Here is a 22,181-nt window from a genome sequence, read left to right as displayed (position 1 = left end):
GCGCGGCTGATCCTGCTCGATCCCGCCCTGGTCATCCTCGACGAGGCGACCGCCGACGCGGGCAGCGCGGGCGCCGACGAACTCGAGGCGTCGGCCGAGCACGCGCTGCGGGGACGTTCGGCGCTGATCGTCGCGCACCGGCTCAGTCAGGCCGCGAAAGCCGACCGGATCGTGCTGATGGACGACGGGCGCATCGTCGAACAGGGCAGCCACGACGAACTCGTGCGGCGCGGTGGGCGGTACGCGCGACTGTGGGCGGCGTGGTCGTCGGGGCGGGGGCCGCGGTCAGGCCAGTAGCGCCGCGACCACACCGAGTGCGGGGATCGAGGCGAGGGTCGTGACGAGCGCGGAGTCGCGGGCGAGGACGGTGCCGCGCCCGTACGCGCTGGCGTAGACGAACACGTTCTGCGCGGTGGGAAGGGTCGCGACGACCACCACGGCGAACAGTTCCGGCCCGTCGAGGCCCAGCAGGAAGCGGCCCATGGCGTAGGCGAGCAGCGGCTGGACGACGATCTTGAGCACCGCCGCGAGCGCGACGTCGCGTCGCGGGCTGGTGCCCTTCTCGAGCACCCGCACACCCTGCAGTGACAGCCCGAACGCGAGCAGTGCGCCCGGCACCGACGCGCCGCCGAGCAGGTGGAAGGGCTGCAGCAGCGCGTCGGGCATCGTCCACCCGCTGATCGCGACGGCCAGACCGGCGGCGCCCGCGAGGACGATCGGGTTCCGGAACGGCGCGGTGAGGGTGTCGAGGCGGGAGGCGCCCGGTCGCATCGTCGACAGGTCCAGCATCGTCAGGGCGAGCGGGGAGAGCACGACGATCTGGAACAACAGCAGCGGTGCGACGAACGACGCGTCGCCGAGCACGAACACCGCGATCGGGATGCCGAGGTTGGCGGAATTGACGTAGCCGGCGCACAGCGCGCCGATCGTCAGTTCGGGAACCCGGCGTCGCAGCCACAGTTTCGCGATCACGAAGTACGCGATGGCCACGGCGAACGCGGTGGCGGCGGCGACGTAGAGGTTCGCGGAGAAGATGACCGAGAGATCGGATGTCGCGAGGACGTCGAACAGCAGCGCGGGGGTCGCGACGAAGAACACCAGGCGGCTGAGCACGAACTGCGCCTCGGTGCCGAGGGTGCCGCGGCGGCCGAGGACGAACCCGATCGCGATGATCACGAAGATGACGCTGAACCCCGCGAACACGCCCGACATGATTGCTCACTCTAACGAGCCGCCGAGTGCCTGGACCGGTGCGTCCTTCACGCTCGCACGTTTGCCGTCCGCTACGGCTGTGGTCGAAGCGCGAAGCAAGCACGGTAGCGAGGAGCCCGGAGATGACAACGTCCCTCCCGCCCGGAGGCAGAAGGGACGTCGAATGCGTTCGGCTTATCCGGTGCCGACGCCTACTTGCTGCTCACGTAGGGGAGCAGGGCCATCTCGCGGGCGTTCTTCACCGCGATGGCGACCTGACGCTGCTGCTGCGGGGTCAGGCCGGTGACGCGACGGCTGCGGATCTTGCCGCGGTCGGAGATGAACGTGCGGAGCAGGTTCACGTCCTTGTAGTCGACGTACTCGATCTTTGCCGCGAAGAGCGGATTCTTCTTGGGCTTGCGGCCCTCGACAGCACGCGACTTCTTCGACGGGGCTCTCTTGACTGCCATGGTTCGCTCCTCACCAGCTCGACTTGTGGACGCCCGGTAACTCCCCGCGGTGCGCGAGTTCGCGCACACGAATGCGCGAGAGCCCGAATTTCCGAAGGTGGCCGCGGGGGCGGCCGTCCGCAGCGTCTCGATTGCGCAATCGTACCGGACTGGCGTCGCGCGGCAGACGCTGCAGGGCGGCCGCGGCTGCGCGGCGTTCGTCGTCGGTGCTCGACGGGCGGCGGATGACCTCCTTCAGTCCGGCGCGACGCTCGGCGTAGCGGGCGACCACGAGGCGGCGCTGTTCGTTGCGGGCGATCTTCGACTTCTTGGCCACGGGTCTACTTCTCTTCGCGAAAGTCGATGTGCCGGCGCAGGATCGGGTCGTATTTGCGCAGGACGAGGCGGTCGGGGTCGTTGCGCCGGTTCTTGCGGGTGACGTACGTGTAGCCGGTACCGGCGGTGGAGCGGAGTTTGACGATCGGGCGGATCTCGTTGCGCGAGGCCATCAGAGTTTCACTCCCCGGGCGCGGAGTCGTGCGACGACGGCGTCGATGCCGTCGCGGTCGATCGTCTTGATGCCTTTCGCCGAGAGGGTGAGGGTGACGCGCCGTTTCTCGGAGGGCACGTAATAGGTCTTGCGCTGGATGTTCGGATCCCAGCGCCGGTTGGTGCGGACGTGGGAATGGGAGACGGATTTCCCGAAGCCGGGAGTGCGTCCGGTGACCTGGCAGTGCGCCGACACGGTGCGGTCCTTCCTGTCGCGAGGCCCCAATAGGCATAACGACAATCATTTTCGACAAATGGCGACGCCGACTGTACGCTTCCGAAAAGTTAATGACAACCATTATCGAAAGGAGGCGGGGTGGACACCAGGACACCGCTGATCGTCGTGTCCGGCCGGCACGGACCGACCTCGGACACCGCCCACGCGCTGCTGCGACCGGGCACCGTCGTCGTGCACCACGACCTCGACCCTGTCGGCGAGGGAGTCGGCCGGCGCACGGTGACGACCGTCGACGACGAGCGACTCGAAGTCCTCGAACTCGCGCACGGTTGTGTCTCCTGCACGCTGCGCGAAGACCTGCTGCCGCTGCTGCGCAGACTGCACACCTACAGCACGGTGGACCGGATCGTGCTTCATCTGGATCCGCAGCTCGAACCGGAAGCGTTGTGCTGGGCCGTCGAGCACGTCGTCGTCGCGGGGGTGGTCGGGCAGATCGACGGACCGGCCGTGCGCGACGTGCGCATCGACGGTGTCGTGACCTGCCTCGACGCCGCCACCTGGCTCGACGACGCCACCGGCGACGTGGACCTGCGGCCCGGCAGCGGCGACGATCGCACCGTCGCGCAGGTCGTCGTCGGCCAGGTCGAGTTCGCCGACGCCCTCGTCGTGCGGCCGGGGACGGACGGCTGGCAACAGGCACGCTTGCATGCGGTGCTCGCACGGCTGGCCCCGGGCGCCCCGATCGCGTGGGCCGCCGACGCTCCCATCGAGGACCTGCTGGGCCGGATACCGCCCACGGCGCGGCGCGGGGAGGTGTCCGACGCCTACTCACCGCTGCTGCGCGGCCGGCCCCCGCTCGACGAGGACTGCGGCGTGCAACTGATCGAGTTCAGCGCCCGGCGGCCGTTCCATCCGCAGCGGCTGCACGACGCCGTAGACGTCCTGCTCGACGGTGTCGTGCGGGCCCGCGGTCGCGCCTGGGTCGCGACCCAACCCGGCAACGCCCTGCTGCTCGAGTCGGCCGGGGGAGGGCTGCGGGTTGCGCAGGCAGGACCGTGGCTCGCGACCATGACCCCCGAACAGCAGGACCGGGTACCGGCGACGCGCCGCGCGATGGCGGCGCTGGGCTGGGACGACACCTACGGCGACCGCGATTCGTCCCTCGTCGTCCTCGCCCACGACGCCGACCCTCAGGAGATCCTGCGCGCGCTGGAGGAGGCGCTGCTCAGCGACGACGAGTGGGCGTCCCCCGACACGTGGCCGGACTGGGACGACCCGTTCGGCGACTACCACCACGACCCGTGCGAGGAGGTCCCGGCAGAGCGCACCTCCACCCGAAACGAAGGACACGCATGACCTCCCCGACAAACGAGAGGCAATTCCGTGGCAGTTCCCAAGCGCCGCATGTCCCGGTCCAACACCCGCAGCCGACGGGCGCAGTGGCACACGAAGGCTCCCGATCTGGTCGAGGTCACCGTGGCCGGCGTGACGCATCGTGTGCCGCGCCGGTTGGTCAAGGCCGTCCGGCTCGGTGTGCTCGACCCGCGCGACTTCTGAGCCGCACTCCCGCGACTACCCGGCGGCGGTGACCCGGCGGCGTTCTCAGGCACTTCTCAGCGGTCCGGTACACACTGTTGCCTATGCGCATCTTGGTGGTCGACGACGACCGGGCAGTGCGGGAGTCACTGCGCCGATCCCTCAGCTTCAACGGATACAACGTCGAATTGGCCACCGACGGACAGGACGCGCTCGACCGGCTTGCGGCAGCGCGACCGGACGCGATGGTCCTCGACGTCATGATGCCGCGCGTCGACGGTCTCGAGGTGTGCCGGCGACTGCGCAGCACCGGCGACGACCTGCCGATCCTGGTGCTGACGGCACGCGACTCCGTGTCGGAGCGGGTCGCCGGACTCGATGCCGGCGCCGACGACTACCTGCCCAAACCGTTCGCGCTCGAGGAACTGCTCGCCCGGCTCCGCGCGCTGCTGCGCCGAGCCGGCCCCGATCCGGACGGGCCGGCCGAGGAAACCCTCAGGTTCGAGGACCTCACACTGAACCCCGCCACCCGCGAGGTGATCCGGGGTGAGCGGCAGATCAGCCTCACGCGTACCGAGTTCGCGCTGATGGAAATGCTGATGGCGAACCCACGCCGAGTGCTCTCCCGCAGCCGCATCCTCGAGGAGGTGTGGGGTTACGACTTCCCGACCTCCGGCAACGCGCTCGAGGTGTATGTGGGATATCTGCGGCGCAAGACCGAAGCCGGCGGTGAGCCCCGGCTGATCCACACGGTGCGCGGCGTCGGGTACGTGCTGCGCGAGACCCCACCGTGAGTGGGTCGATGCGCCCACCGATGTTCCTGACCCGGGCGGTGCCGCTGCGTACCCGCGTGACGCTGCTCGCTGCCGGGGCTGTGGCCATCGCCGTCGCGGTGACCTCCATCGCCGCATATGCCGTCGTGGCACGCGCGCTGTACGCCGACGTCGACAAGCAGCTCCAGGCACGCGCGGCTGCCCTCGTCGAATCGAGCACGCTCATCACCTACGATCCCCGCTACATCGGCGGGGCCCAGCTCTACAGCTCCGAGATCAGCGTCGCGCTGATCTATCCCGACCTCGGCCGGTACGTGCCGCCGGGGTCGGCTGTTCCCATCGGCGACCCCGAACTCGCGGTCGCGGAAGGCGAACAGGAATCGTCGCTGCGCACCGTGGCGCAGCAGCGGGTGCTCGCGCAGCGCATCCCCGACGGCAGCACCATCGTCATCGCGCAGCGCCTGCGTCCCACCGTGGAGATTCTCAATCGGCTGGCGAGCGTGCTGTTCGTCGTCGGCGGTTGCGGCGTGGTGCTCGCCGGGGCGGCGGGTGCGACGGTGGGCCGGACCGGTCTGCGTCCCGTCGCGCGGCTGACGGCCGCCGCCGAACGTGTCGCGCGGACGGATGATCTGCGACCCATCCGGGTCACCGGGCACGACGAGCTGGCCCGGCTGACCGAGAGCTTCAACATGATGCTGCGGGCGCTCGCCGAATCCCGCGAACGACAGAGTCGCCTCGTCGCCGATGCCGGCCACGAGCTGCGGACCCCGCTGACATCGCTGCGCACCAACACGGAGCTGCTCATCGCCGCGAGCCGCCCGGGCGCCCCCACACTGCCCGCCGACGACATGGCGGAGCTGCGCGAAGACGTCGTCGGGCAGATCGAGGAATTGTCGACGCTCGTGGGCGACCTCGTCGATCTTGCACGTGAGGACGCCCCCGAAACCGCCTTCGAGACGGTCGATATCGCGGAGGTCGTCGACCGCAGCCTCGAACGCGCACGGCGGCGCCGCACCGAGATCGACTTCAACGCCACCACCGAGCAGTGGTTCGTGTTCGGTGACCACGCGGCGCTCACTCGCGCCGTCGTCAATGTGCTCGACAACGCCGCCAAGTGGAGCCCGGCAGGTGCGGAGGTGCTCGTCCGTATGCAGCCGATCGGCACCGGGTTGATGGAGCTGACGGTCGACGACGCCGGCCCCGGCATTCCGGAGGAAGAACGAGAGCTGGTGTTCGAGCGCTTCTATCGCGCCACGACGGCCCGGTCGATGCCCGGCTCCGGGCTCGGTCTCGCCATCGTGCGGCAGATCGTGATGAAACACGGCGGGACGATCGCCGTGGACCGGTCCGAACGCGGCGGCGCACTCATCCGCATCGTGCTGCCCGGCACGCCACAACTCGACAGCTGACGCCTCCGACCGGATTGCCAGGAAAATCGAGGTTCGACATTAAGCGGCTTCTCAGCCGGTGGGTACATCCTTGATACAGACGACGGCACCGCAAGGTGCTCGTGTAGACGAAGGCGGATGAGTAGATGAGCGAGGATCCCACCCGCGGTCCGGGAGTGCCGGACCCGCAGCAGCCCAACCCGTACGGTTACCAGCCGACGACGCCGTATCCATCCCACCAGCCGGTGACGCAGCCGCCGGCGCAGCAGTCCGGGCGGATGCCCGGACGCACTGCGCTCGTCGTCGGCGCGATTGCGCTGGCCGTGGTCAGTGGAGGTATCGGCGGCGCGGTGGGGGCGTGGTCCGTCCGTGATTCGGGTAGCGGTGTGCCCGTGACCAATGCCCTGGACGCACCCCGGCCGGCCACCGAGACCGTCGCCAGCGCACCGCCAGGGTCGGTGCAGGCCGTCGCCGAGCGGGTCGTGCCCAGCGTCGTCCGCATCGAGGTCCTCGGGCGCGTGGGTGCCGGTGAAGGTTCCGGTGTCGTGCTGTCGTCGGACGGATTGATCCTCACCAACAATCACGTGGTGGCCGGTGGTGGCCCGGGTGCCGATCTCACGGTGTACTTCTCGGACGGTTCTTCCGCACCGGCCACGGTGGTCGGTACCGATCCGGTATCCGACATTGCGGTGATCCGCGCCGAGGGACGCACCGACCTCACCCCGATCGAACTGGGTAGTTCCGACGACCTGCAGGTCGGACAGCCCGTGGTGGCGGTCGGATCACCGCTCGGGCTCGAGAGCACGGTCACCTCCGGCATCGTCTCGGCCCTGAATCGGCCGGTGTCGACGAGCGGTGAAGCCGGGAACCAGAACACCGTGATCGACGCGGTGCAGACGGACGCCGCCATCAACCCCGGCAACTCGGGTGGTGCGCTCGTGGATATGGACGGCAGACTCGTCGGAATCAATACCGCGATCGCTACGTCCGGCGGTCAGGCCGGGTCGATCGGGCTCGGCTTCGCGATCCCCGTCGAACAGGCACGCCGCATCGCGCAGGAACTCATCGACACCGGCACCGCGACGCACGCGATCATCGGCGTGCAGGTGCCGGTGCGCGACAACTCGAACGGCGCGACGGTTTCCCAGGTGGTTCCGGACGGTCCCGCTGCGGCGGCCGGCATTCCGGAGGGCGCGGTGATCACCCGCGTCGGCGACAGAGTCGTCACCGACGGCGACGCCCTGATCGCCGCGATCCGTTCGGTCCCCCCGGGGGACACGGTGAAGATCACCTACGAGGACGCGCGGGGTAACGAAACCACGGTTGACGTGCAAACTGCGTCGGACGCCGACAGCGGCGGTCGATGACGCGATCGACGAGGCAGACCCGAATGGATCAGGAGACGGACATGGTTCACATTCTCGGACATACAGCGCGCCTCGCGGGGGTGGGAACTACCGTGGAATCCATGGAACTCGAAGCCCCCAGAATCGGACGCGCCCTCGTAGTGATCGTCGACGACCGCGTGTCCCACGGTGACAGCCCCGACTCGGCAGGTCCGCTGGTCACCGAGTTGCTGGTGGAGGCCGGTTACGCCGTCGACGGGGTGGTCTCGGTGTCGGCCGACGAGGTGGAGATCCGCAACGCCCTCAACACGGCCGTGATCGGCGGGGTCGACCTGGTGATCTCCGTCGGCGGCACCGGCGTGACGCCGCGCGACGTCACCCCCGACGCGACCGAAGAGGTTCTCGATCACGAGATCCGGGGCATCGCCGAAGCGCTGCGGGCGTCCGGTCTCGCTTCCGGCGCGGTCGACGCAGGACTGTCACGTGGGTTGGTCGGGGTCTCGGGTTCGACACTCGTCGTCAATCTCGCGTCGTCGCGTGCTGCGATCCGCGACGGCATGGCGACCCTGCTGCCGTTGGCCACGCACGTCATCGAAGACTTGTCGCGGGTGGAGGAGTAGCGCCATTACCGACAGCAGCAAGAAGAAGGACTCCGACGACCGACTGTCGGACGACAAGCCCTCCGACGACACGGCCGGCGAGTCGACCGCGAAGTCGGAGGAGAAGAGCCGCGCCCGGGCAGACCGGGCGCGGCTCGCCCGCATCTTCGGCGATGTACTTCCCGAGACGACCCGCGACGAACGCGGTACCGGCGAGGCGTACTCGGGTGATTCGGACGAATGGCTTCGGAGCCAGGTGCCACCACACCACGGGAAAACGTGATCTACGTCACCATGATCGACGGGCTCGGCGCTTTTGTCGCCCGGTTATTGCCACAAGGAAACCTGACGGCAACCTGAGCGTTCCCTTCGCGCCACCTTCGAAGACCATGTTTCTTGTGTTGTCGCTCACATATTCGGGCGGATTTGTGCACTGATAATGCACACATTGGAGGAGTCCACCTGCGTCTATGCGCGAAAGCGCATACCGCTTGTATCCCAAAAAGGACAACTCTCGCCGATTGGGGTGAACCGTGGTTTCCGTTACCGCGTGTGTCACCCGAGCTTTATTTGCCTCCCGGCCACCTGGTCTGCTCACCGGCGTAGGCGTTGCCCTGGGATTGGTCACGGTCTAATCTCCTCTCAGGTTCGATGAGGTCAAGGCGAGGTCACGAAAGGCTTGGCCTTGGTCACGAACCGGTAACGCAATTACCGTGCGGACGTTGGACACACGCGAACACACCGGCGGCTGGTTCCGGCGGTGTGTTCTTTGTGAACACGCCTCGCGGGCGACAGGGCGACCAGCAGTTGTCGGACGCGGGTGCGCAACCCGGCACGCAGAGAACGGATGAGGCATTCATGAAGATTCAGACGCGACGCGGTTTCAGGACCGCCCGCAACGCCACGGTGGCGGCGGCCGCCGTGGCCGGTCTGGTTCTCGGATCGGCCGGAGCGGCTAGCGCCGAGGTCAACGATCAGAACCGGATCGTCTCCGACGGCCACGAGGTCATCGTCACCCAGGAAGACACCTTCATCCAGGGTGTTCCCCCGATCGGTGGCAGCCCGCTGAGCCGCGAGTGGTTCCACAACGGTCGCGGTCTGGCCAACATCGTCGGCCCCGAAGCAGCAGACTTCGAGGGCTCGACCTTCCAGTTCGGCTACCAGGTTGCGTGGTCGGCGTCGGTCGACGGTGCGATCGGCTTCAGCTGGACCAGCCCCGGCGTGGCTACTGATCTCAAGGCCACACGCCCCGCGCAATATAAAGAGGTCGAGGTTCCGAAGCGGGACGAAAACGACCAGCTGATTCCGGTAAAGGATGATGCTGGCAAGGAGGTCGAGGACGAAGAGGGCAATACGGTCTACGAAACCGAAACCCTCTACGAAAAGCTGGACGAGCCGGGAGATATCGAGCTCTCCGAGGTCACGACCAAGATCGACAATATTCTTCCGCAGGCCACCGCTGCTATCGAGCTGACCCCGGCTCCGGGCATCGAAGAGATCGTCGTGGCCGAGGGCGACTTCGACGGCGACTTCAAGGAAGTTCAGATCGCCAACGTCCACGGCGCCGCGACCGGTGTCATCGGCCCGGTCTCCCTGCGTCCGTTCGTCCGCGTCATCACCGACAACGGCGACAACGTCACCACCTACGGCCAGGTCTGGACTCTCTAGTCCTGCTCCGCCCGTTCCCGCAAGAAATCCCCACCACCACAAACGGAGTAATCATGGGAATCAAGTCGCGTGGCTTCAAGGCCGCTCGTAACGCCACCGTCGCCGGTGCCGCCGTGCTCGGCCTGGTCCTCGGTGCCTCGGGTGCCGCATCGGCCGAGGTCAACGACCAGAACCGCATCGTCTCCGACGGCCTCGAGGTTGTCGTGACCCAGGAAGACACCAACATCCACGGCGTCGCGGCTCTCGGCGGCAGCCCGTTCAACCGCGAGTTCTTCCACAACGGCCGCGGCACCGTCAACCTTCTCGGTGAGAAGGCTGCCGACACCGAGGGCACCACCATGCAGTTCGGCTACCAGTTCGCATGGGCCGGCAGCATCGACGGCGCCATCGGCGTCACCTACTCGACCCCGACGCTCGGCGCCGACCTCAAGCTCAAGCCCGAGGCCGACGCAGGCGGCCTCAGCCTCGGCGAGGCGAATGTCAAGATCGGTAACGTTCTCCCGCAGGCCTACGCCGAGCTCGAGCTGACCCCGGCTCCGGGCATCGAGGAGCTCGTCGTCGCCGAGGGCGAGTTCGACGGTGACTTCAAGACCGTTCAGTTCGCCAACGTCCACGGCACTGCCTCCGGCGTCCTCGGCGCTGTCCAGGTCCGTCCGTTCGTCCGCGCGATCACCGCGAACGGCGACAACGTCACCACCTACGGACAGGCCTGGACCGTCTAAGTAGACGTCCGGCAACTGCCGAACCGCACCACCGGCTGGGCCCACTCGGATTCCGAGTGGGCCCAGTCTTTTTCGTGGGCGGGGGCTACAGCTGGTCGGGCGCGGGCTTGGCGTGCGCGCCGCCCTGACCGGCCTGTGCGGCCTGTGATTCGAGGATGTCGCGGATCTGGATGAGCAGGTCTTCTGCGCTGGCCTGCTTGTCGGCCGGTTCGGTGGTGAACCTTTTCTTCGCGGCGTTGGCGGGGACGATGAGCACGAAGTACACGACCGCGGCGATGATGATGAAGTTGATGGCAGCAGAGATCACCGCGCCGATATTGATGAATGTCGCGGAGTTGTCGCCGACGATCTGGAATCCCCAGCCCATCTCGTTGTCGCCGCCGAGCGCGGCGATCAGCGGGTTGATGACGTACTCGGTGAAGGCGGTGACGATGGCCGTGAAGGCGGTGCCGATCACGACCGCAACGGCGAGATCGAGGACGTTGCCTCTCAGTAAGAAGTCTTTGAAGCCTTTCAGCATGCTGTTCTCCGCTCGGTAGGCCGCGCGTGCGGACTTGGCGCCTGTGGTGTGGATCCGTCTGTGGTGTGGATCACTGTCATGGGGGACGATAGCCCCAGCAGGCGCTGTGCGGAGTCAGTGCAGCGTTACCGTCAGTGCGTTCACGAGCGACGCCGCCGCCACCGCCGTCGCCTGTTCGGGTTCGAGGGCCACGAGGACGACGCGTTCACGCTGCTCGCGGCCGGTCGTCGAATGCTCGGCGAGTACCACGACGGCGCCTCGGGCCAGCACATGCGCATCGGGCATCGCCGTCGTCGATTCGCCGGCGACCGTGAGGACGTCGACGCGGTCGCCTTCGCGCAGCAGGTCGCCGACACCGGCGTCGGCGAGCCGGATGGGCACGACCCGGGCGTCGGGCAGTCCGGTGGCAGCCGCAGCCAGTCGCGGACCGAGGATCCTCGTGTCGACGAGTCCTTCTCCGGCGGGTACCGGACCGGCGAGGGTATGACCCACGGCGTCGGACACGTTCGTGAGCGTGCCGGCGGGCACCGTTGCCGCTTCGCGGTCGGCCACGACCACGTCGTCGGCGGTGAGGGCGTGTCCGGGGCTCAGATCGCGTACGGCGACGACGACGGAGGCCCGCTCGGCGCCGGGATCGTCGCGGATGGCGAGAACGACGGCGAGGACGACGAGCGCGCCTGCTGCGGCTCGTCGCGCCGCTACTGTGCGGGCCCAGCCCGGACGCATGAACTCGACCGCGCGGTCGGCGAGACTGGGGTGCAGGTTTGCGGAGGCGGACCGGGCACCGCGAGGAGCGGGCGGGCGCAGGCGCAGAAATGACGACGGGCCGACGGGCATGGTCCGAACCTAAGTGGTCGAACCGGCCCGTCGGCCCGTCGAAGCGTCTTTACGGGCGACCTGGGGATGAACCCGGCGCCTGGGGACAACTCCGGGTCAGCTGGCTGCAGCGGCCGGAGCGGAAGCGGTGCTGGTCGACGACGTCGAGGCCGCGGCCGGCGCCGAGTCGGACTTGGTCTCGCTCTTGCCGGAGTCGCTCTTCGCGGATTCGCTCGCGGTGCTGCCGCTGCGCGAATCGGTGCGGTAGAAGCCGCTGCCCTTGAACACGATGCCGACCGAGTTGAACAGCTTGCGCAGCTTGCCGCTGCACTCGGGGCACTCGGTCAACGAGTCGTCGCTGAACGACTGGACAATGTCGAAACGGTTGTCGCAGGTCGTGCAGGCGTATGAATAGGTGGGCACCGGTAATTCCTCCGCGAATTGAGTCGGACCGCAGCGTTAGCCTCTACAGCCAGCGTTAGCACTCTACAATCGACAGTGCCAACAACGCCAGGGACTGTGTTATTTCGCACGGTCGGCCGAACCCAGCCGGACCAGCCCTTTCCCCGGGGTGAGTGCCCAGCCCATCCGGATGTCGTGAGGATCTTCGGGCAGCAGATCGACCAGTTCGTCGTCACGCACCACCGCGATCAGCGCCGCATCGGGCGAGGCGAGATGCAGCGTGCGGTCGTAGAACCCGGCGCCACGGCCCAGCCGGACGCCCCGGATATCGACCGCCAGCGCCGGCACCAGCACCGCGTGGGCGCCGGTGACCGCCTCCGGCTCCAAGACCCCGCCGGTCGGTTCACGAAGTCCGTAACCTGCGGCGATGAGCGTGTCCGCGCCGGTGTAACGGGCCCACGAGAGCGCATTGCCAGGCGTCGTCACGGGGACGAGCACCTCGACGCCGGCATCGACGAGCGCATCGAGCAGCGACAGCGAGCCGGGCTCCGTCCCCACCGGGACGTACGCGCACACGATCGATCCGGCGGGGGCGAGGGAGGTGACGGCGCTCGCGAGCGCGGCGTCCTCCCGCGTGCGCCGCTCGTCGTCGAGCGCCCGCCGCGCAGCGATTATCCGCGTCCGCCAGACTGACTTGGCAGGGGTGGTCATGTGAGTCACCTTAGGATCGATGCGTCATCACTTTCGATGGCGAAAGTTAGGGTGGGAGTCTATGACGAACAATTCGACGGAAGTCACGCGGCGTTTCAGGACCGCAGTCGTTCCTGCAGCCGGAATGGGGACACGCTTCCTGCCCGCGACCAAGACGGTTCCCAAGGAGCTGCTCCCGGTCGTGGACACGCCGGGTATCGAGCTTGTTGCGGGGGAGGCCGCCGAGTCCGGGGCCGAGCGTCTGCTCATCGTCACCTCGCCCGGCAAGGACGGCGTCGTCGCGCACTTCGTCGAGGACCTCGTGCTCGAATCGAAGCTCGAGGAGCGCGGCAAGTACGAACTGCTCGCCAAGGTGCGTAAGTCGTCCGGCCTGCTCGAGGTCGATTCCGTCATCCAGGAGCAGCCGCTGGGCCTCGGCCACGCCGTCGCCTGCGCCGAACCGGCGCTCGACGCCGACGAGGATGCGATTGCGGTGTTGCTCCCCGACGACCTGGTGCTGCCCGTCGGCGTCCTCGAAACCATGCAGAGGGTGCGCAGCAAGCGCGGTGGATCGGTGCTGTGCGCGATCGACGTTCCCAAGGACCAGGTCTCCGCGTACGGCGTGTTCGACGTCGAGACCGTGCCCGATGCCTCCAACCCCGACGTCCTCAAGGTTCTCGGGATGGTGGAGAAGCCGGCCGTCGAGGACGCCCCGTCGACGTTCGCCGCCGCCGGACGGTATCTGCTCGATCGCGCGATCTTCGACGCCCTGCGCCGCATCGAGCCGGGAGCGGGCGGCGAACTTCAGCTGACCGACGCGATCGCACTGTTGATCGAAGAGGGTCATCCGGTCCATGTGGTGGTGCACCGGGGTACTCGACACGATCTCGGAAATCCCGGAGGCTACCTCCGCGCTGCGGTTGACTCTGCGTTGAACACCGAGGAATACGGTCCCTCGTTGCGCGAATGGCTGGTCGAACGCCTGGAGCGCTGACGATCGACCGGCGGGTCATGGCTCTGGAGGACGAGAAGCGGTATGCGGTCGGTTGAGGATCAACAGGCCCGGGTGACAGCGGCAGCAGTCGCGCCCCGGCCGGTCCGAGTGGCGATTTCCGAGGCACAGGGGTTGCTGTGCGCCGAGGAGGTGGTCACCGAACGGCCTCTGCCGGGGTTCGATCAGGCCGCGATCGACGGTTACGCGGTGCGCAGCGTCGATATTCAGGACGCGGGCAGGAGCCGCGGCCCGGAATCCTCGGACGGCGACGCCGGCGAGGTAACGCTCCCCGTCGTCGGCGAAGTACGCGCCGGATCCCGCCAGCCGATCAGGCTGCAGCCGCGACAAGCGGTGCGGGTCGACACCGGTGCGCCGCTGCCCACCCTCGCCGACGCGGTCCTGCCGCTCGAGAGCACCGACGGCGGCAGCGCCCGCATCAAGGTGCTCCAACCGGTGCGGTCGGGTGATTACGTGCGTCGTACCGGCGACGACGTCCAGCCCGGCGATGTCGCGGTGCGGGCCGGCACGATCATCGGCGCAGCGCAGGTGGGTCTGCTTGCGGCGGTGGGCCGCGACAAGGTGCTGGTGCATCCGCGCCCGCGACTGTCGGTGATCTCCGTGGGCGGCGAACTCGTCGACGTCGACCGCACCCCCGGCCCGGGGCAGGTGTACGACGTGAACTCGTACGCCCTGGCCGCCGCGGCGCGCGATGCCGGTGCCGACGTCAACCGGGTGGGTATTGCGAGCACCGATCCGAAGCGCCTGCGCGAAGTGGTCGAGGGACAGCTGATCCGCGCCGAGATCGTGGTGATCGCCGGGGCCGTCGGTGGAGGCGCGCTCGACGATGTGCGCGAAGCCCTGAGCGACCTGGGCAACCTCGAGGTCCAGCGCGTGGCGATGCACCCCGGGTCGGTGCAGGGCTTCGGGCAGCTCGGCCGCGACGAAGTCCCCACCTTTCTGCTTCCGGCCAATCCGGTGAGTGCGCTCGTGGTGTTCGAGGTGATGGTCCGCCCGCTCATCCGTATCGCGCTCGGTCGCCGGCAGCCGATGCGCCGGATCGTGGCCGCACGCACCGTCGCTCCGATCACCTCGATCCCGGGCCGCAAGGGTTTTCTGCGCGGCCAGTTGATGCGCGACGAGACGACCGGCGACTATCTCGTGCAGGCCCTCGGGGGTGCCGCCGGGGCGTCGTCGCATCTGTTGGCGACGTTGGCCGAGGCCAATTGCCTGGTGCTGGTGGAACCGGACGTTTCCGAGGTCCGAACGGGGGATCCTGTCGACGTGGCGTTTCTCGGGCAGCGCGGTTGATGACCCGTCACCCCGGATGGCCGGCCGAGCTCGGGCCGCTGCGGGTCGCGGGCGGTCTCGTCTCGCTCCGCTCGCTACGTCTGCGCGATGCCGCGGCGTGGAGCCGTCTGCGGCTGCAGAATCGCGAGCATCTCGAGCCGTGGGAGCCGACCGGCGAGTCGCCGTGGGAGATGCGTCATCACATCTCGGTGTGGCCGGGCGTGTACAGCTCCCTGCGGGCGGAGGCCCGAAAGGGGCACATGGTGCCGATGGCGATCGAGCTGGACGGGCGGTTCTGCGGGCAGCTCACCGTCGGGAACATCGTGCGCGGTGCCCTGCGGTCGGCGTGGATCGGCTACTGGGTGGCCAAGGACGTCAACGGGCTCGGCGTGGCGACCGCCGCGGTTGCGCTCGGTCTCGACCACTGCTTCGGTCCGGTCGGATTGCATCGCGTGGAAGCGACGGTGCGTCCCGAGAATGTCGCGAGCCGCGCGGTCCTGAGCAACGTGGGTTTCCGCGAAGAAGGACTGCTGAAGCGGTATCTCGACGTGCACGGCCGTTTCCGTGACCACATGCTGGTCGCGATGACTATCGAGGAGGTTCCGGGATCGGTCTCGGACCGCCTGGTGAGAAGCGGTCGCGCGAGCTGGGTGTGATCGACACCGAGCCACTTCGTGTAACGAGGGTTACGTTGAACATGAGTAACAATCCCCTCCCTCATGAAGATCAATGTGACTAGAGTGAAGAAAGTGTCGCGTGGTTTTGCGTGACCGCTGTGACAACTGTAGTCATCTGAGTCGGCGTTTCTGTCCCGGTGACGGCGTGGCTGCCGTTAACCTCAGAGAGGTCAGTGACGTCGACGGGCTGGTACGCGACGACTGGGAGGGAGGGCCGCCGGAATGCCGAACTCACTCCTGTGGATCGGGCTCGTAGCCGTGTGGTTGTTCGTTCTGGTGCCGATGCTGGTCACGAAGCGTCCTCGTATCCGACAGACGACCGACGCCGCACTCGCGACTCGGGTTCTGCATCGCGGCGACGACGATCCGATCACTCCCCGTGGTCCGGCGGCCGGTCATCGCAGCGACCCGAATTGGCGTCCGAGTCGTGATCGCCCACACCGCCACCCAGCGGAGGACCGCATGAAGACTCAGATCGACGACCGGCTCGACCCCGCCCTCGACACCGAACTCGACGAGTACCCTGCCGAACGCGCCCCAGTTCGCGAATTCGTCCCCGAACGCCGCGGTCGTGGCGGTTTCGACCCCCACGCCGACGCCGTCGCACGCGCCGCCCGCTACGAATTCCGCCAGCGGACCGTGCTCGGCCTGCTCATCGCGGCGATCATGACGGCGGCGCTCGCCCTGATCGTCTCGTCCGCGTTGTGGGCCCTGTGCGCCGCGGTGTGCACGGCACTTCTGGGTTACCTGTTCTATCTGCGTCGTCAGGTGAATCTCGAGCAGGAGATCAGGCGGCGTCGCATGGCGCGACTCCACCGGTCGCGGCTCGGTGTCGAATCGCACAGCGACGACGAACTCAGCCTGGTGCCGGCGCGTCTGCGCCGACCCGGCGCGGTGGTTCTCGAAATCGACGACGAAGACCCCGAGTTCGATCACCTCGACGGTTTCCACGACGAAGGCGCCGACTACGCCGAGCCCGAGTATGTCGACGAGTCCGACGAGTACGTCGTGCCCCGGGCGGCAGGGCAGTAGCCGCACCCACGCAGTAGCCACAACCCACGAAACCCTGCAGGAGGCCCGCACCGTGGTGCGGGCCTTTTGCGGTCCGACTTGCCCGCTGACCTGCGCCTATACCCGGATTTCGTGTTGGCCGCGATGATTTGCTAAGGTTTCCGAGTCGGCTCCACATGGGGCTGCGGGGCTGTGGCGCAGTTGGTAGCGCGCTTCGTTCGCATCGAAGAGGTCAGGGGTTCGATTCCCCTCAGCTCCACCATTACTCGAAGAATCCCTGCCGAGATCCTCGGCAGGGATTCTTCCGTTGCGGTGGCTCAGTTGCGGTGCAGCAGCACAACCACGTCCGACAGCACCGCGTGCGTGCCGTCCGGTCCGGTCGCGTCCCGCTCCCGCGTCTCGGCGACCAGGACGTCCCAGCGGCCCGGGTCGAGGGCGAGCGCTTCGATCTCTTCGGCCGGAGTCAGGAAGCGGTGCTCGTGATGGGCCTCGCCGTGTTCCTCGGCGTTCCGGTCGCCGGCACCCGCCCACGGCGGAAAGTCGGCGTGGGAGAGGATCAGCAGGTGTCCGCCCGGAGCCACGAGTTCGGCGGCGCGGCGAAGCACCTCGGTGCGCGGGAAGTCCACGGGAGAGTGCAGAAACGACGCGGCGACGAGATCGTAGGAGTCGTCGCTCTCCCAGGTGGCGAGGTCGGCGGCAACGAACCGGACGCGGTCGTCCGGGATTCCGGCGGATCGGGCGGTCTCGGCCGCACGGCGAACGGCGGTGGGCGAGATGTCGATTCCCGTCGCGGTCCATCCCCGATCGGCCAGCCAGATCGTGTCGCCGCCCTCCCCGCATCCCAGGTCCAGCGCCGTACCCGGTGGCAGATCCGACACGGCCGCGACGAACGTGGGGTTGGCATTGCCCGACCAGAGTCCGCCGCTGTCGGTGTAGCGGGCTTCCCAGAATTCTGCGGGCGTCACATCGGACATCTCGGATTCCTCCTGATAATCGACTCTGCTTCCCCTGTGATGATGCGGCTTCGGGTCCACCCGAAGCCAGCCGTCCGGGACTTGGACGCTTGACCGATGGCGAGGTCCGGCAGAACCGGTCAGACTGTGAGTCATGGACCACAGGATGAGTGACGAAGAGCTTCGTCGCGCGATTCGGGTGCTGCGCGACCGCGCCGACCTCGCACGCAACGAGGGCCGCGACGAAGACGCCGACATGATCGAGCGGACGATTCACGAATACCAGGAGGAAATGGCGCAGCGACTCTGAGAGCGCTGCGCAACACGGGCCTCATCGATCGCTGCGCTCACAACAGCCACGGCCGTTAGGGTGTCGCCATGGCGATCAAGGATCTGCGCGGCATCAAGTTTCTCGTCACGGGCGCGGCCAGCGGAATCGGGCGAGCTCTCGCGCTCGCAGCCGCCGGTGAAGGTGCCGAACTGATCCTCACGGATCTGTCCGCGGGTGGTCTCGACGACGTTGCGCGCACCGTCCGGGAACGCGGTGGCGTGGTGCTGCACACTGCGGCATTCGACATCTCCGATTACGACGCCGTCACCGCCTTCGCGAACGACGTGCACGAGCGCTGCGGCAGCCTCGACATCGTCGCCAACGTCGCGGGGGTGTCGGTGTGGGGCACGGTCGACCGTCTCGAACATCGGCATTGGAAACTGATGGTCGACGTCAACCTCATGGGGCCCATCCACGTCATCGAGAACTTCGTGCCACCCATGATCGAGGCCGGTCGCGGCGGGCACCTCGTCAACGTTTCCTCCGCGGCGGGCCTGCTCGCACTGCCGTGGCACTCCGCCTACAGCGCCGGCAAGTTCGGGTTGCGCGGTGTCTCCGAAGTACTGCGCTTCGACCTGAAACGGGAGCGCATCGGAGTGTCGCTCGTCGTGCCCGGCGCGGTGCGCACACCGCTCGTCGACACCGTGGAGATCGTCGGTGTCGACCGCAACAGTCCCGAGGTACGCAAACTGACCGAGCGTTTCGTCAAGCACGCCGCGTCGCCGGAGAAGGTCGCGCAGGCCATCCTCACCGGCATCAAGAAGAACCGCTTCATGGTGTACACCTCGTTCGACACCCGGTTCGGTTTCTGGTGGGCCCGGAAGTTCGCGCCGCCGTACAACGTGGTGATGCAGGCGGGCAACGACTACTTCCGCCGTGTGCTGCGCAGCAGCGCTACGAAGAAGGAGCGGCGCGCGCAGTGATCGTCCTGGAGTGAGAGTCGGCTATTTCTCGCGGCGCAACTGCGCGTGCAGGTGGTGGGTGAGCGGAGTTTCGGCGTGCGCCATCCACAGGTCGTATTCGAGGGTGTCGCCGTCGAGCACGAACCTGCGCCGCAATTCGTGGACCGGTTTCGCCTCCGGAGACCGTTCGAGTACCACGGTCTCGAAGTCCAGTACACCGTCGGTGAGGCGGCTGCGCTGGATCTCGACGAATCCCGTCGGCTGCGACACGAGCAGTTCCACCGCGTCGCCGGCGCGACGCAGATAGCCGTTCTCGGTATGCAGGGGACGGCCTTCGGTGCTGTGCCGGGTCCGGCTGACATACATCAGGAAGGGCTTACCCGGCATCGAGGCGAACTCGATCGTTTCGTCGTACGCGAAATCGTCGATCGTGGGGTAGTGGCCGTCGCCGCCTCCCACCCAGCGTCCCGCGAACGGTGCCAGAACTCCGAGCGGATCGTCGTCGGTCATGTGAACTCCTCGTCTTTTGCCAGCGCGTGCCCTCGATATCCTCGCTAACGTTGACACATGAGCCGTACGTGGGGTGTCGATTCCGAAGTCGGTGCGTTGACTGCCGTGATGTTGCACCGGCCCGGCGCCGAACTCGAACGGCTCACGCCTCGCAACAGCGACCAGTTGCTGTTCGACGCGCTCCCCTGGGTTGCGCGGGCACAGGAGGAACACGATGCCTTCGCCGAGGTGCTGCGCGGTCGCGGTGTCGCGGTGCTTCTGCTTGCCGACCTGCTCACCGAAACGCTCGAGACGAGCGGCGCGGCGCGCGTCCAGAGCATTACGTCGGCCGTCGACGCCCGGCGTCTCGGCCATGCACTCGCGGAGGAACTCGCGGGACACCGGCGCACGGTGCCCGCCCCGGATCTGGCCCGAATCCTCATCGCGGGAATGACCTTCGACGAACTGCCCGAAACCGGTCTCGGGGCCGCACCCTCGCTGGTGCGGCTGATGCATCACGGCGCCGACTTCGTGATCGATCCACTGCCCAACCTGTTGTTCACACGGGATTCGTCGTTCTGGATCGGTCCGCGCATCGCGATCCCGACGCTGGCGTTGCCGGCGCGCCGCCGCGAAACCAACCTCACCGACCTCATCTACGCATTCCATCCCGGTTTCCTCGGTGTGCGACGCGCCTACGAGTCGCACACCGCGCCCGTCGAGGGTGGGGACGTGCTGTTGCTCGCGCCGGGGGTCGTTGCCGTCGGGGTGGGGGAGCGCACGAGTCCGGCCGGAGCAGAAGCGCTGGCCCGCAGCGTATTCGAGGACGATCTCGCGCACACCGTGCTGGCCGTGCCCATCGAGCAGCAGCGTGCGTCCATGCACCTGGACACCGTCTGCACCATGGTCGATGTCGACGCCGTCGTGATGTATCCGGCAATCCGGGACACATTGCAGGCCTTCACTATTCGTCGTGACGACGGCGGTGCGCGGATCGGCGGTCCCCGTCCGTTCCTCGAGGCCGCGGCCGATGCGATGGGAATCGAAAAGCTCCGCGTCATCGACACGGGTCTCGATTCCGTTGTGGCAGAGCGGGAACAGTGGGACGACGGCAACAACACGCTTGCCGTGTCGCCGGGGGTGGTGGTTGCCTACGAGCGCAACGTCGAGACGAACACCCGGCTGGAGGACGCCGGCATCGAGGTGCTGCGGATCGCCGGGTCGGAGCTGGGCTCCGGCCGCGGCGGTCCGCGCTGCATGTCGTGCCCGCTCGCGCGTGGAGCCTTGACGTAAGGGCTCGAGCGGGGCGGAGAATGGCGTCAGAGAATGTCGCGGACCCTGTCGACGGGGCGGGCGAGAACGGTGCCCTTGTCGGTCACGACCAGGGGACGTTCGATGAGAATCGGGTTGTCCACCATCGCGACCAGCAACTCTTCTTCCGAAGCGTCGGCAAGGTTCAGTTCCTTGTAGAGATCCTCCTTCTTGCGGATGGCCTCGCTCGGCTTCAGTCCGGCATCATCGAGTAACTTGCGCAGCGCATCCCGCGACGGAGGGGTCTCGAGGTACTTGACGATCGTCGGTTCGAGCCCCGCCTCCTGCAGCACCTTCAAGGTGTTGCGAGACGTGCTGCAGCGGGGATTGTGATAGATGGTCGCAGTCTTTGCCATGGTGTGATTCTGCCCTTCTCTCCGGCCGCCGGAAATGTCCCTGTTGAAGCGTATGGCCCGCAACTTTAAGCTTTCGAGGGCGTTTCAACCGAATGCCTACAGGAATGAAAGGCATGCGGGACTAATGTTCAACGGATTCAAAGATTTTCTGCTGCGTGGAAACGTCATCGAACTCGCGGTCGCGGTCGTCGTCGGCGCCGCGTTCACCGCGATCGTCACCGCGTTCACCGATCACATCGTCAACCCGCTCGTCGCCGCCGTGGGCGGCGACAACGAGATGGGCTTCGGCTTCCGCCTCATCGCCTCCAACGACGCCACGTTCATCAACCTCGGCGCCGTCATCTCCGCGGCCATCAATTTCCTCATCATCGCGGCGGTCGTCTACTTCGTGCTCATTCTGCCGGTCAACGCCGCCAAGGCCCGGTTCGCGCCGGACAAGGAACCCGAGGACGAGCCGTTGAGCGAGACGGACCTTCTCATCCAGATCCGCGACCTGCTCGAGACGGGTTCGTACAACACCGCCGCGGACAAGACCGTGTCGGACGACACCGCTGCCGACGACGACCGGCTTCGTGGCGACAAGGTCCGCGTCTGACCGTCCGCATCGATCGATGACGGCTGTTCGCACTGATAACCTGCGAAGATGCTCGACATCGTCATCGACCCCGATTCGGCTCTCCCGCCGTTCGAGCAACTGCGGCGACGGATCGTCGAACTCGTGCGCCGGGACGAGCTGATCGCGGGTACCAAACTTCCCACCGTCCGCGGCATGGCCGAAGCCTTGGGGATCGCCCCCAACACCGTCGCCAAGACGTACCGGGAACTCGAGAAACTCGGGCTCCTCGAGACGCGCGGGCGGGCCGGGACGTTCGTCGCCGACACCGGCGACCCCGCCCGCACCCTCGCCCAGCACGCGACGAGTGAGTACGTCGCGTCGGTGCGCGCACTGGGGACGACCGACGACGAGATCATCGAATTCGTCGTCGCGGCGCTTCGCGCGCACTGAGTTGTCCGGCCCGATCCGGGCATCGCTGCCGGATTCG

Annotated in this window: 29 protein-coding genes, 1 tRNA gene and 1 pseudogene; 19 read left to right on the top strand and 12 right to left on the bottom strand. The window is 67.4% G+C overall.

The features are described 5' to 3' along the window. Nucleotides 1-297 (top strand): annotated as a pseudogene (locus tag Q8814_RS05680) (ABC transporter ATP-binding protein); the annotation flags it as partial. On the opposite strand, the gene Q8814_RS05675 reads toward Q8814_RS05680, so the two are convergent. From Q8814_RS05675 to rpmB, 5 genes are all read right to left on the bottom strand, one after another. Further along, complete coding sequence (locus Q8814_RS05675; protein ID WP_330151045.1) at nucleotides 286-1,212, bottom strand: AEC family transporter; 927 nt, start codon at nucleotides 1,210-1,212, stop codon at nucleotides 286-288. The pseudogene Q8814_RS05680 and the gene Q8814_RS05675 overlap by 12 nt on opposite strands. 191 nt (nucleotides 1,213-1,403) lie before the next feature. Next, a complete protein-coding gene (gene rpsR / locus Q8814_RS05670; RefSeq protein ID WP_330151044.1) occupies nucleotides 1,404-1,661 on the bottom strand; it encodes a 30S ribosomal protein S18 in 258 nt (85 codons plus the stop codon). Nucleotides 1,662-1,671: 10 nt separating this feature from the next. Further along, entirely contained in the window at nucleotides 1,672-1,977 is a 306-nt protein-coding gene (gene rpsN, locus Q8814_RS05665; RefSeq protein ID WP_330151043.1) for a 30S ribosomal protein S14, read from the bottom strand. Between the two features lie 4 nt (nucleotides 1,978-1,981). Further along, nucleotides 1,982-2,149 (bottom strand): 50S ribosomal protein L33, encoded by a 168-nt coding sequence (gene rpmG, locus Q8814_RS05660; protein ID WP_330151042.1) that lies wholly within the window; start codon nucleotides 2,147-2,149, stop codon nucleotides 1,982-1,984. Next, the gene (gene rpmB / locus Q8814_RS05655; protein ID WP_330151041.1) at nucleotides 2,149-2,385 is read right to left on the bottom strand and encodes a 50S ribosomal protein L28; all 237 of its coding nucleotides are present in this window, start codon (nucleotides 2,383-2,385) and stop codon (nucleotides 2,149-2,151) included. The genes rpmG and rpmB overlap by 1 nt, the downstream gene beginning before the upstream one ends. Before the next feature lie 120 nt (nucleotides 2,386-2,505). On the opposite strand from rpmB, the gene mrf reads away from it, so the two are divergent. The 8 genes from mrf (at nucleotide 2,506) to Q8814_RS05610 (ending at nucleotide 10,399) form a co-directional block, all read left to right on the top strand. Next, on the top strand, nucleotides 2,506-3,723 hold the full coding sequence (gene mrf / locus Q8814_RS05650) for a ribosome hibernation factor-recruiting GTPase MRF (RefSeq protein WP_330151040.1): 1,218 nt from the start codon (nucleotides 2,506-2,508) through the stop codon (nucleotides 3,721-3,723). A 27-nt stretch (nucleotides 3,724-3,750) separates the two neighbouring features. Beyond that, nucleotides 3,751-3,924: a 50S ribosomal protein L32 gene (rpmF, locus tag Q8814_RS05645; RefSeq protein WP_330151039.1), complete on the top strand. Its 174-nt coding sequence runs from the start codon at nucleotides 3,751-3,753 to the stop codon at nucleotides 3,922-3,924. Nucleotides 3,925-4,007: 83 nt separating this feature from the next. Beyond that, the gene (locus tag Q8814_RS05640) at nucleotides 4,008-4,697 is read left to right on the top strand and encodes a response regulator transcription factor (protein ID WP_330151038.1); all 690 of its coding nucleotides are present in this window, start codon (nucleotides 4,008-4,010) and stop codon (nucleotides 4,695-4,697) included. Nucleotides 4,698-4,705: 8 nt separating this feature from the next. Then, a complete protein-coding gene (locus Q8814_RS05635) occupies nucleotides 4,706-6,085 on the top strand; it encodes a HAMP domain-containing sensor histidine kinase (protein ID WP_330151037.1) in 1,380 nt (459 codons plus the stop codon). A 125-nt stretch (nucleotides 6,086-6,210) separates the two neighbouring features. Beyond that, a complete protein-coding gene (locus tag Q8814_RS05630; protein WP_330151036.1) occupies nucleotides 6,211-7,431 on the top strand; it encodes a S1C family serine protease in 1,221 nt (406 codons plus the stop codon). A gap of 101 nt (nucleotides 7,432-7,532) precedes the next feature. After that, nucleotides 7,533-8,030, top strand: a complete 498-nt coding sequence (locus tag Q8814_RS05625; RefSeq protein ID WP_330151035.1) for a MogA/MoaB family molybdenum cofactor biosynthesis protein — start codon at nucleotides 7,533-7,535, stop codon at nucleotides 8,028-8,030. Nucleotides 8,031-8,867: 837 nt separating this feature from the next. After that, the gene (locus Q8814_RS05615; protein ID WP_330151034.1) at nucleotides 8,868-9,677 is read left to right on the top strand and encodes an MspA family porin; all 810 of its coding nucleotides are present in this window, start codon (nucleotides 8,868-8,870) and stop codon (nucleotides 9,675-9,677) included. Between the two features lie 53 nt (nucleotides 9,678-9,730). Next, a complete protein-coding gene (locus tag Q8814_RS05610) occupies nucleotides 9,731-10,399 on the top strand; it encodes an MspA family porin (RefSeq protein WP_330151033.1) in 669 nt (222 codons plus the stop codon). An 85-nt stretch (nucleotides 10,400-10,484) separates the two neighbouring features. On the opposite strand, the gene mscL (Q8814_RS05605) is transcribed toward Q8814_RS05610, so the two are convergent. The 4 genes from mscL (Q8814_RS05605) to Q8814_RS05590 form a co-directional block, all read right to left on the bottom strand. Then, the gene (gene mscL, locus Q8814_RS05605; RefSeq protein ID WP_330151032.1) at nucleotides 10,485-10,919 is read right to left on the bottom strand and encodes a large-conductance mechanosensitive channel protein MscL; all 435 of its coding nucleotides are present in this window, start codon (nucleotides 10,917-10,919) and stop codon (nucleotides 10,485-10,487) included. A gap of 114 nt (nucleotides 10,920-11,033) precedes the next feature. Next, a complete protein-coding gene (locus Q8814_RS05600) occupies nucleotides 11,034-11,756 on the bottom strand; it encodes an SAF domain-containing protein (protein WP_330151031.1) in 723 nt (240 codons plus the stop codon). Between the two features lie 96 nt (nucleotides 11,757-11,852). Beyond that, on the bottom strand, nucleotides 11,853-12,158 hold the full coding sequence (locus tag Q8814_RS05595) for an FmdB family zinc ribbon protein (protein WP_330151030.1): 306 nt from the start codon (nucleotides 12,156-12,158) through the stop codon (nucleotides 11,853-11,855). Between the two features lie 99 nt (nucleotides 12,159-12,257). After that, entirely contained in the window at nucleotides 12,258-12,848 is a 591-nt protein-coding gene (locus Q8814_RS05590) for a 5-formyltetrahydrofolate cyclo-ligase (protein WP_330151029.1), read from the bottom strand. A 61-nt stretch (nucleotides 12,849-12,909) separates the two neighbouring features. On the opposite strand from Q8814_RS05590, the gene Q8814_RS05585 reads away from it, so the two are divergent. From Q8814_RS05585 to Q8814_RS05565, 5 genes are all read left to right on the top strand, one after another. Further along, nucleotides 12,910-13,821, top strand: coding sequence for a UTP--glucose-1-phosphate uridylyltransferase (locus Q8814_RS05585; RefSeq protein WP_330151028.1), 912 nt, complete (start codon nucleotides 12,910-12,912; stop codon nucleotides 13,819-13,821). Between the two features lie 42 nt (nucleotides 13,822-13,863). Then, nucleotides 13,864-15,129 carry a molybdotransferase-like divisome protein Glp gene (glp, locus tag Q8814_RS05580; protein WP_330151027.1) on the top strand — a complete coding sequence of 422 codons (1,266 nt, stop codon included), beginning with the start codon at nucleotides 13,864-13,866 and terminating at the stop codon, nucleotides 15,127-15,129. Further along, nucleotides 15,129-15,764, top strand: a complete 636-nt coding sequence (locus tag Q8814_RS05575) for a GNAT family N-acetyltransferase (protein WP_330151026.1) — start codon at nucleotides 15,129-15,131, stop codon at nucleotides 15,762-15,764. The genes glp and Q8814_RS05575 overlap by 1 nt, the downstream gene beginning before the upstream one ends. Before the next feature lie 243 nt (nucleotides 15,765-16,007). After that, on the top strand, nucleotides 16,008-16,817 hold the full coding sequence (sepX, locus tag Q8814_RS05570) for a divisome protein SepX/GlpR (RefSeq protein ID WP_330151025.1): 810 nt from the start codon (nucleotides 16,008-16,010) through the stop codon (nucleotides 16,815-16,817). 165 nt (nucleotides 16,818-16,982) lie between these two features. Next, nucleotides 16,983-17,058: transfer RNA gene (locus Q8814_RS05565), tRNA-Ala, on the top strand. A 55-nt stretch (nucleotides 17,059-17,113) separates the two neighbouring features. Here Q8814_RS05565 and Q8814_RS05560 read toward each other — a convergent pair. Continuing rightward, entirely contained in the window at nucleotides 17,114-17,770 is a 657-nt protein-coding gene (locus Q8814_RS05560) for a class I SAM-dependent methyltransferase (RefSeq protein WP_330151024.1), read from the bottom strand. A 145-nt stretch (nucleotides 17,771-17,915) separates the two neighbouring features. Here Q8814_RS05560 and Q8814_RS05555 point away from each other — a divergent pair, with 145 nt between their 5' ends. Further along, nucleotides 17,916-18,059, top strand: a complete 144-nt coding sequence (locus Q8814_RS05555; RefSeq protein WP_330151023.1) for a hypothetical protein — start codon at nucleotides 17,916-17,918, stop codon at nucleotides 18,057-18,059. 68 nt (nucleotides 18,060-18,127) lie between these two features. Continuing rightward, nucleotides 18,128-19,003 (top strand): SDR family oxidoreductase, encoded by an 876-nt coding sequence (locus Q8814_RS05550; RefSeq protein ID WP_330151022.1) that lies wholly within the window; start codon nucleotides 18,128-18,130, stop codon nucleotides 19,001-19,003. Between the two features lie 21 nt (nucleotides 19,004-19,024). Here the strand turns inward: Q8814_RS05550 and Q8814_RS05545 are convergent, their stop codons facing one another. Beyond that, on the bottom strand, nucleotides 19,025-19,492 hold the full coding sequence (locus Q8814_RS05545; protein ID WP_330151021.1) for an FABP family protein: 468 nt from the start codon (nucleotides 19,490-19,492) through the stop codon (nucleotides 19,025-19,027). Nucleotides 19,493-19,549: 57 nt separating this feature from the next. Between Q8814_RS05545 and Q8814_RS05540 the strand changes: the two genes are divergently transcribed. Beyond that, the gene (locus tag Q8814_RS05540) at nucleotides 19,550-20,764 is read left to right on the top strand and encodes an arginine deiminase (protein ID WP_330151020.1); all 1,215 of its coding nucleotides are present in this window, start codon (nucleotides 19,550-19,552) and stop codon (nucleotides 20,762-20,764) included. Nucleotides 20,765-20,790: 26 nt separating this feature from the next. On the opposite strand, the gene arsC is transcribed toward Q8814_RS05540, so the two are convergent. Further along, nucleotides 20,791-21,138: an arsenate reductase (glutaredoxin) gene (arsC, locus tag Q8814_RS05535; RefSeq protein ID WP_330151019.1), complete on the bottom strand. Its 348-nt coding sequence runs from the start codon at nucleotides 21,136-21,138 to the stop codon at nucleotides 20,791-20,793. A gap of 124 nt (nucleotides 21,139-21,262) precedes the next feature. On the opposite strand from arsC, the gene mscL (Q8814_RS05530) reads away from it, so the two are divergent. After that, nucleotides 21,263-21,733, top strand: coding sequence for a large conductance mechanosensitive channel protein MscL (gene mscL, locus Q8814_RS05530; protein ID WP_330151018.1), 471 nt, complete (start codon nucleotides 21,263-21,265; stop codon nucleotides 21,731-21,733). Between the two features lie 48 nt (nucleotides 21,734-21,781). Next, complete coding sequence (locus Q8814_RS05525) at nucleotides 21,782-22,144, top strand: GntR family transcriptional regulator (protein ID WP_330151017.1); 363 nt, start codon at nucleotides 21,782-21,784, stop codon at nucleotides 22,142-22,144. Nucleotides 22,145-22,181: the final 37 nt, after the last annotated feature.

This window comes from Rhodococcus chondri, from assembly GCF_036327435.1.
Taxonomy (GTDB): domain Bacteria; phylum Actinomycetota; class Actinomycetes; order Mycobacteriales; family Mycobacteriaceae; genus Rhodococcus; species Rhodococcus chondri.
The sequence above is the reverse complement of the archived record's forward strand: the minus strand, read 5'-3'. Positions and strand labels throughout refer to the sequence as shown.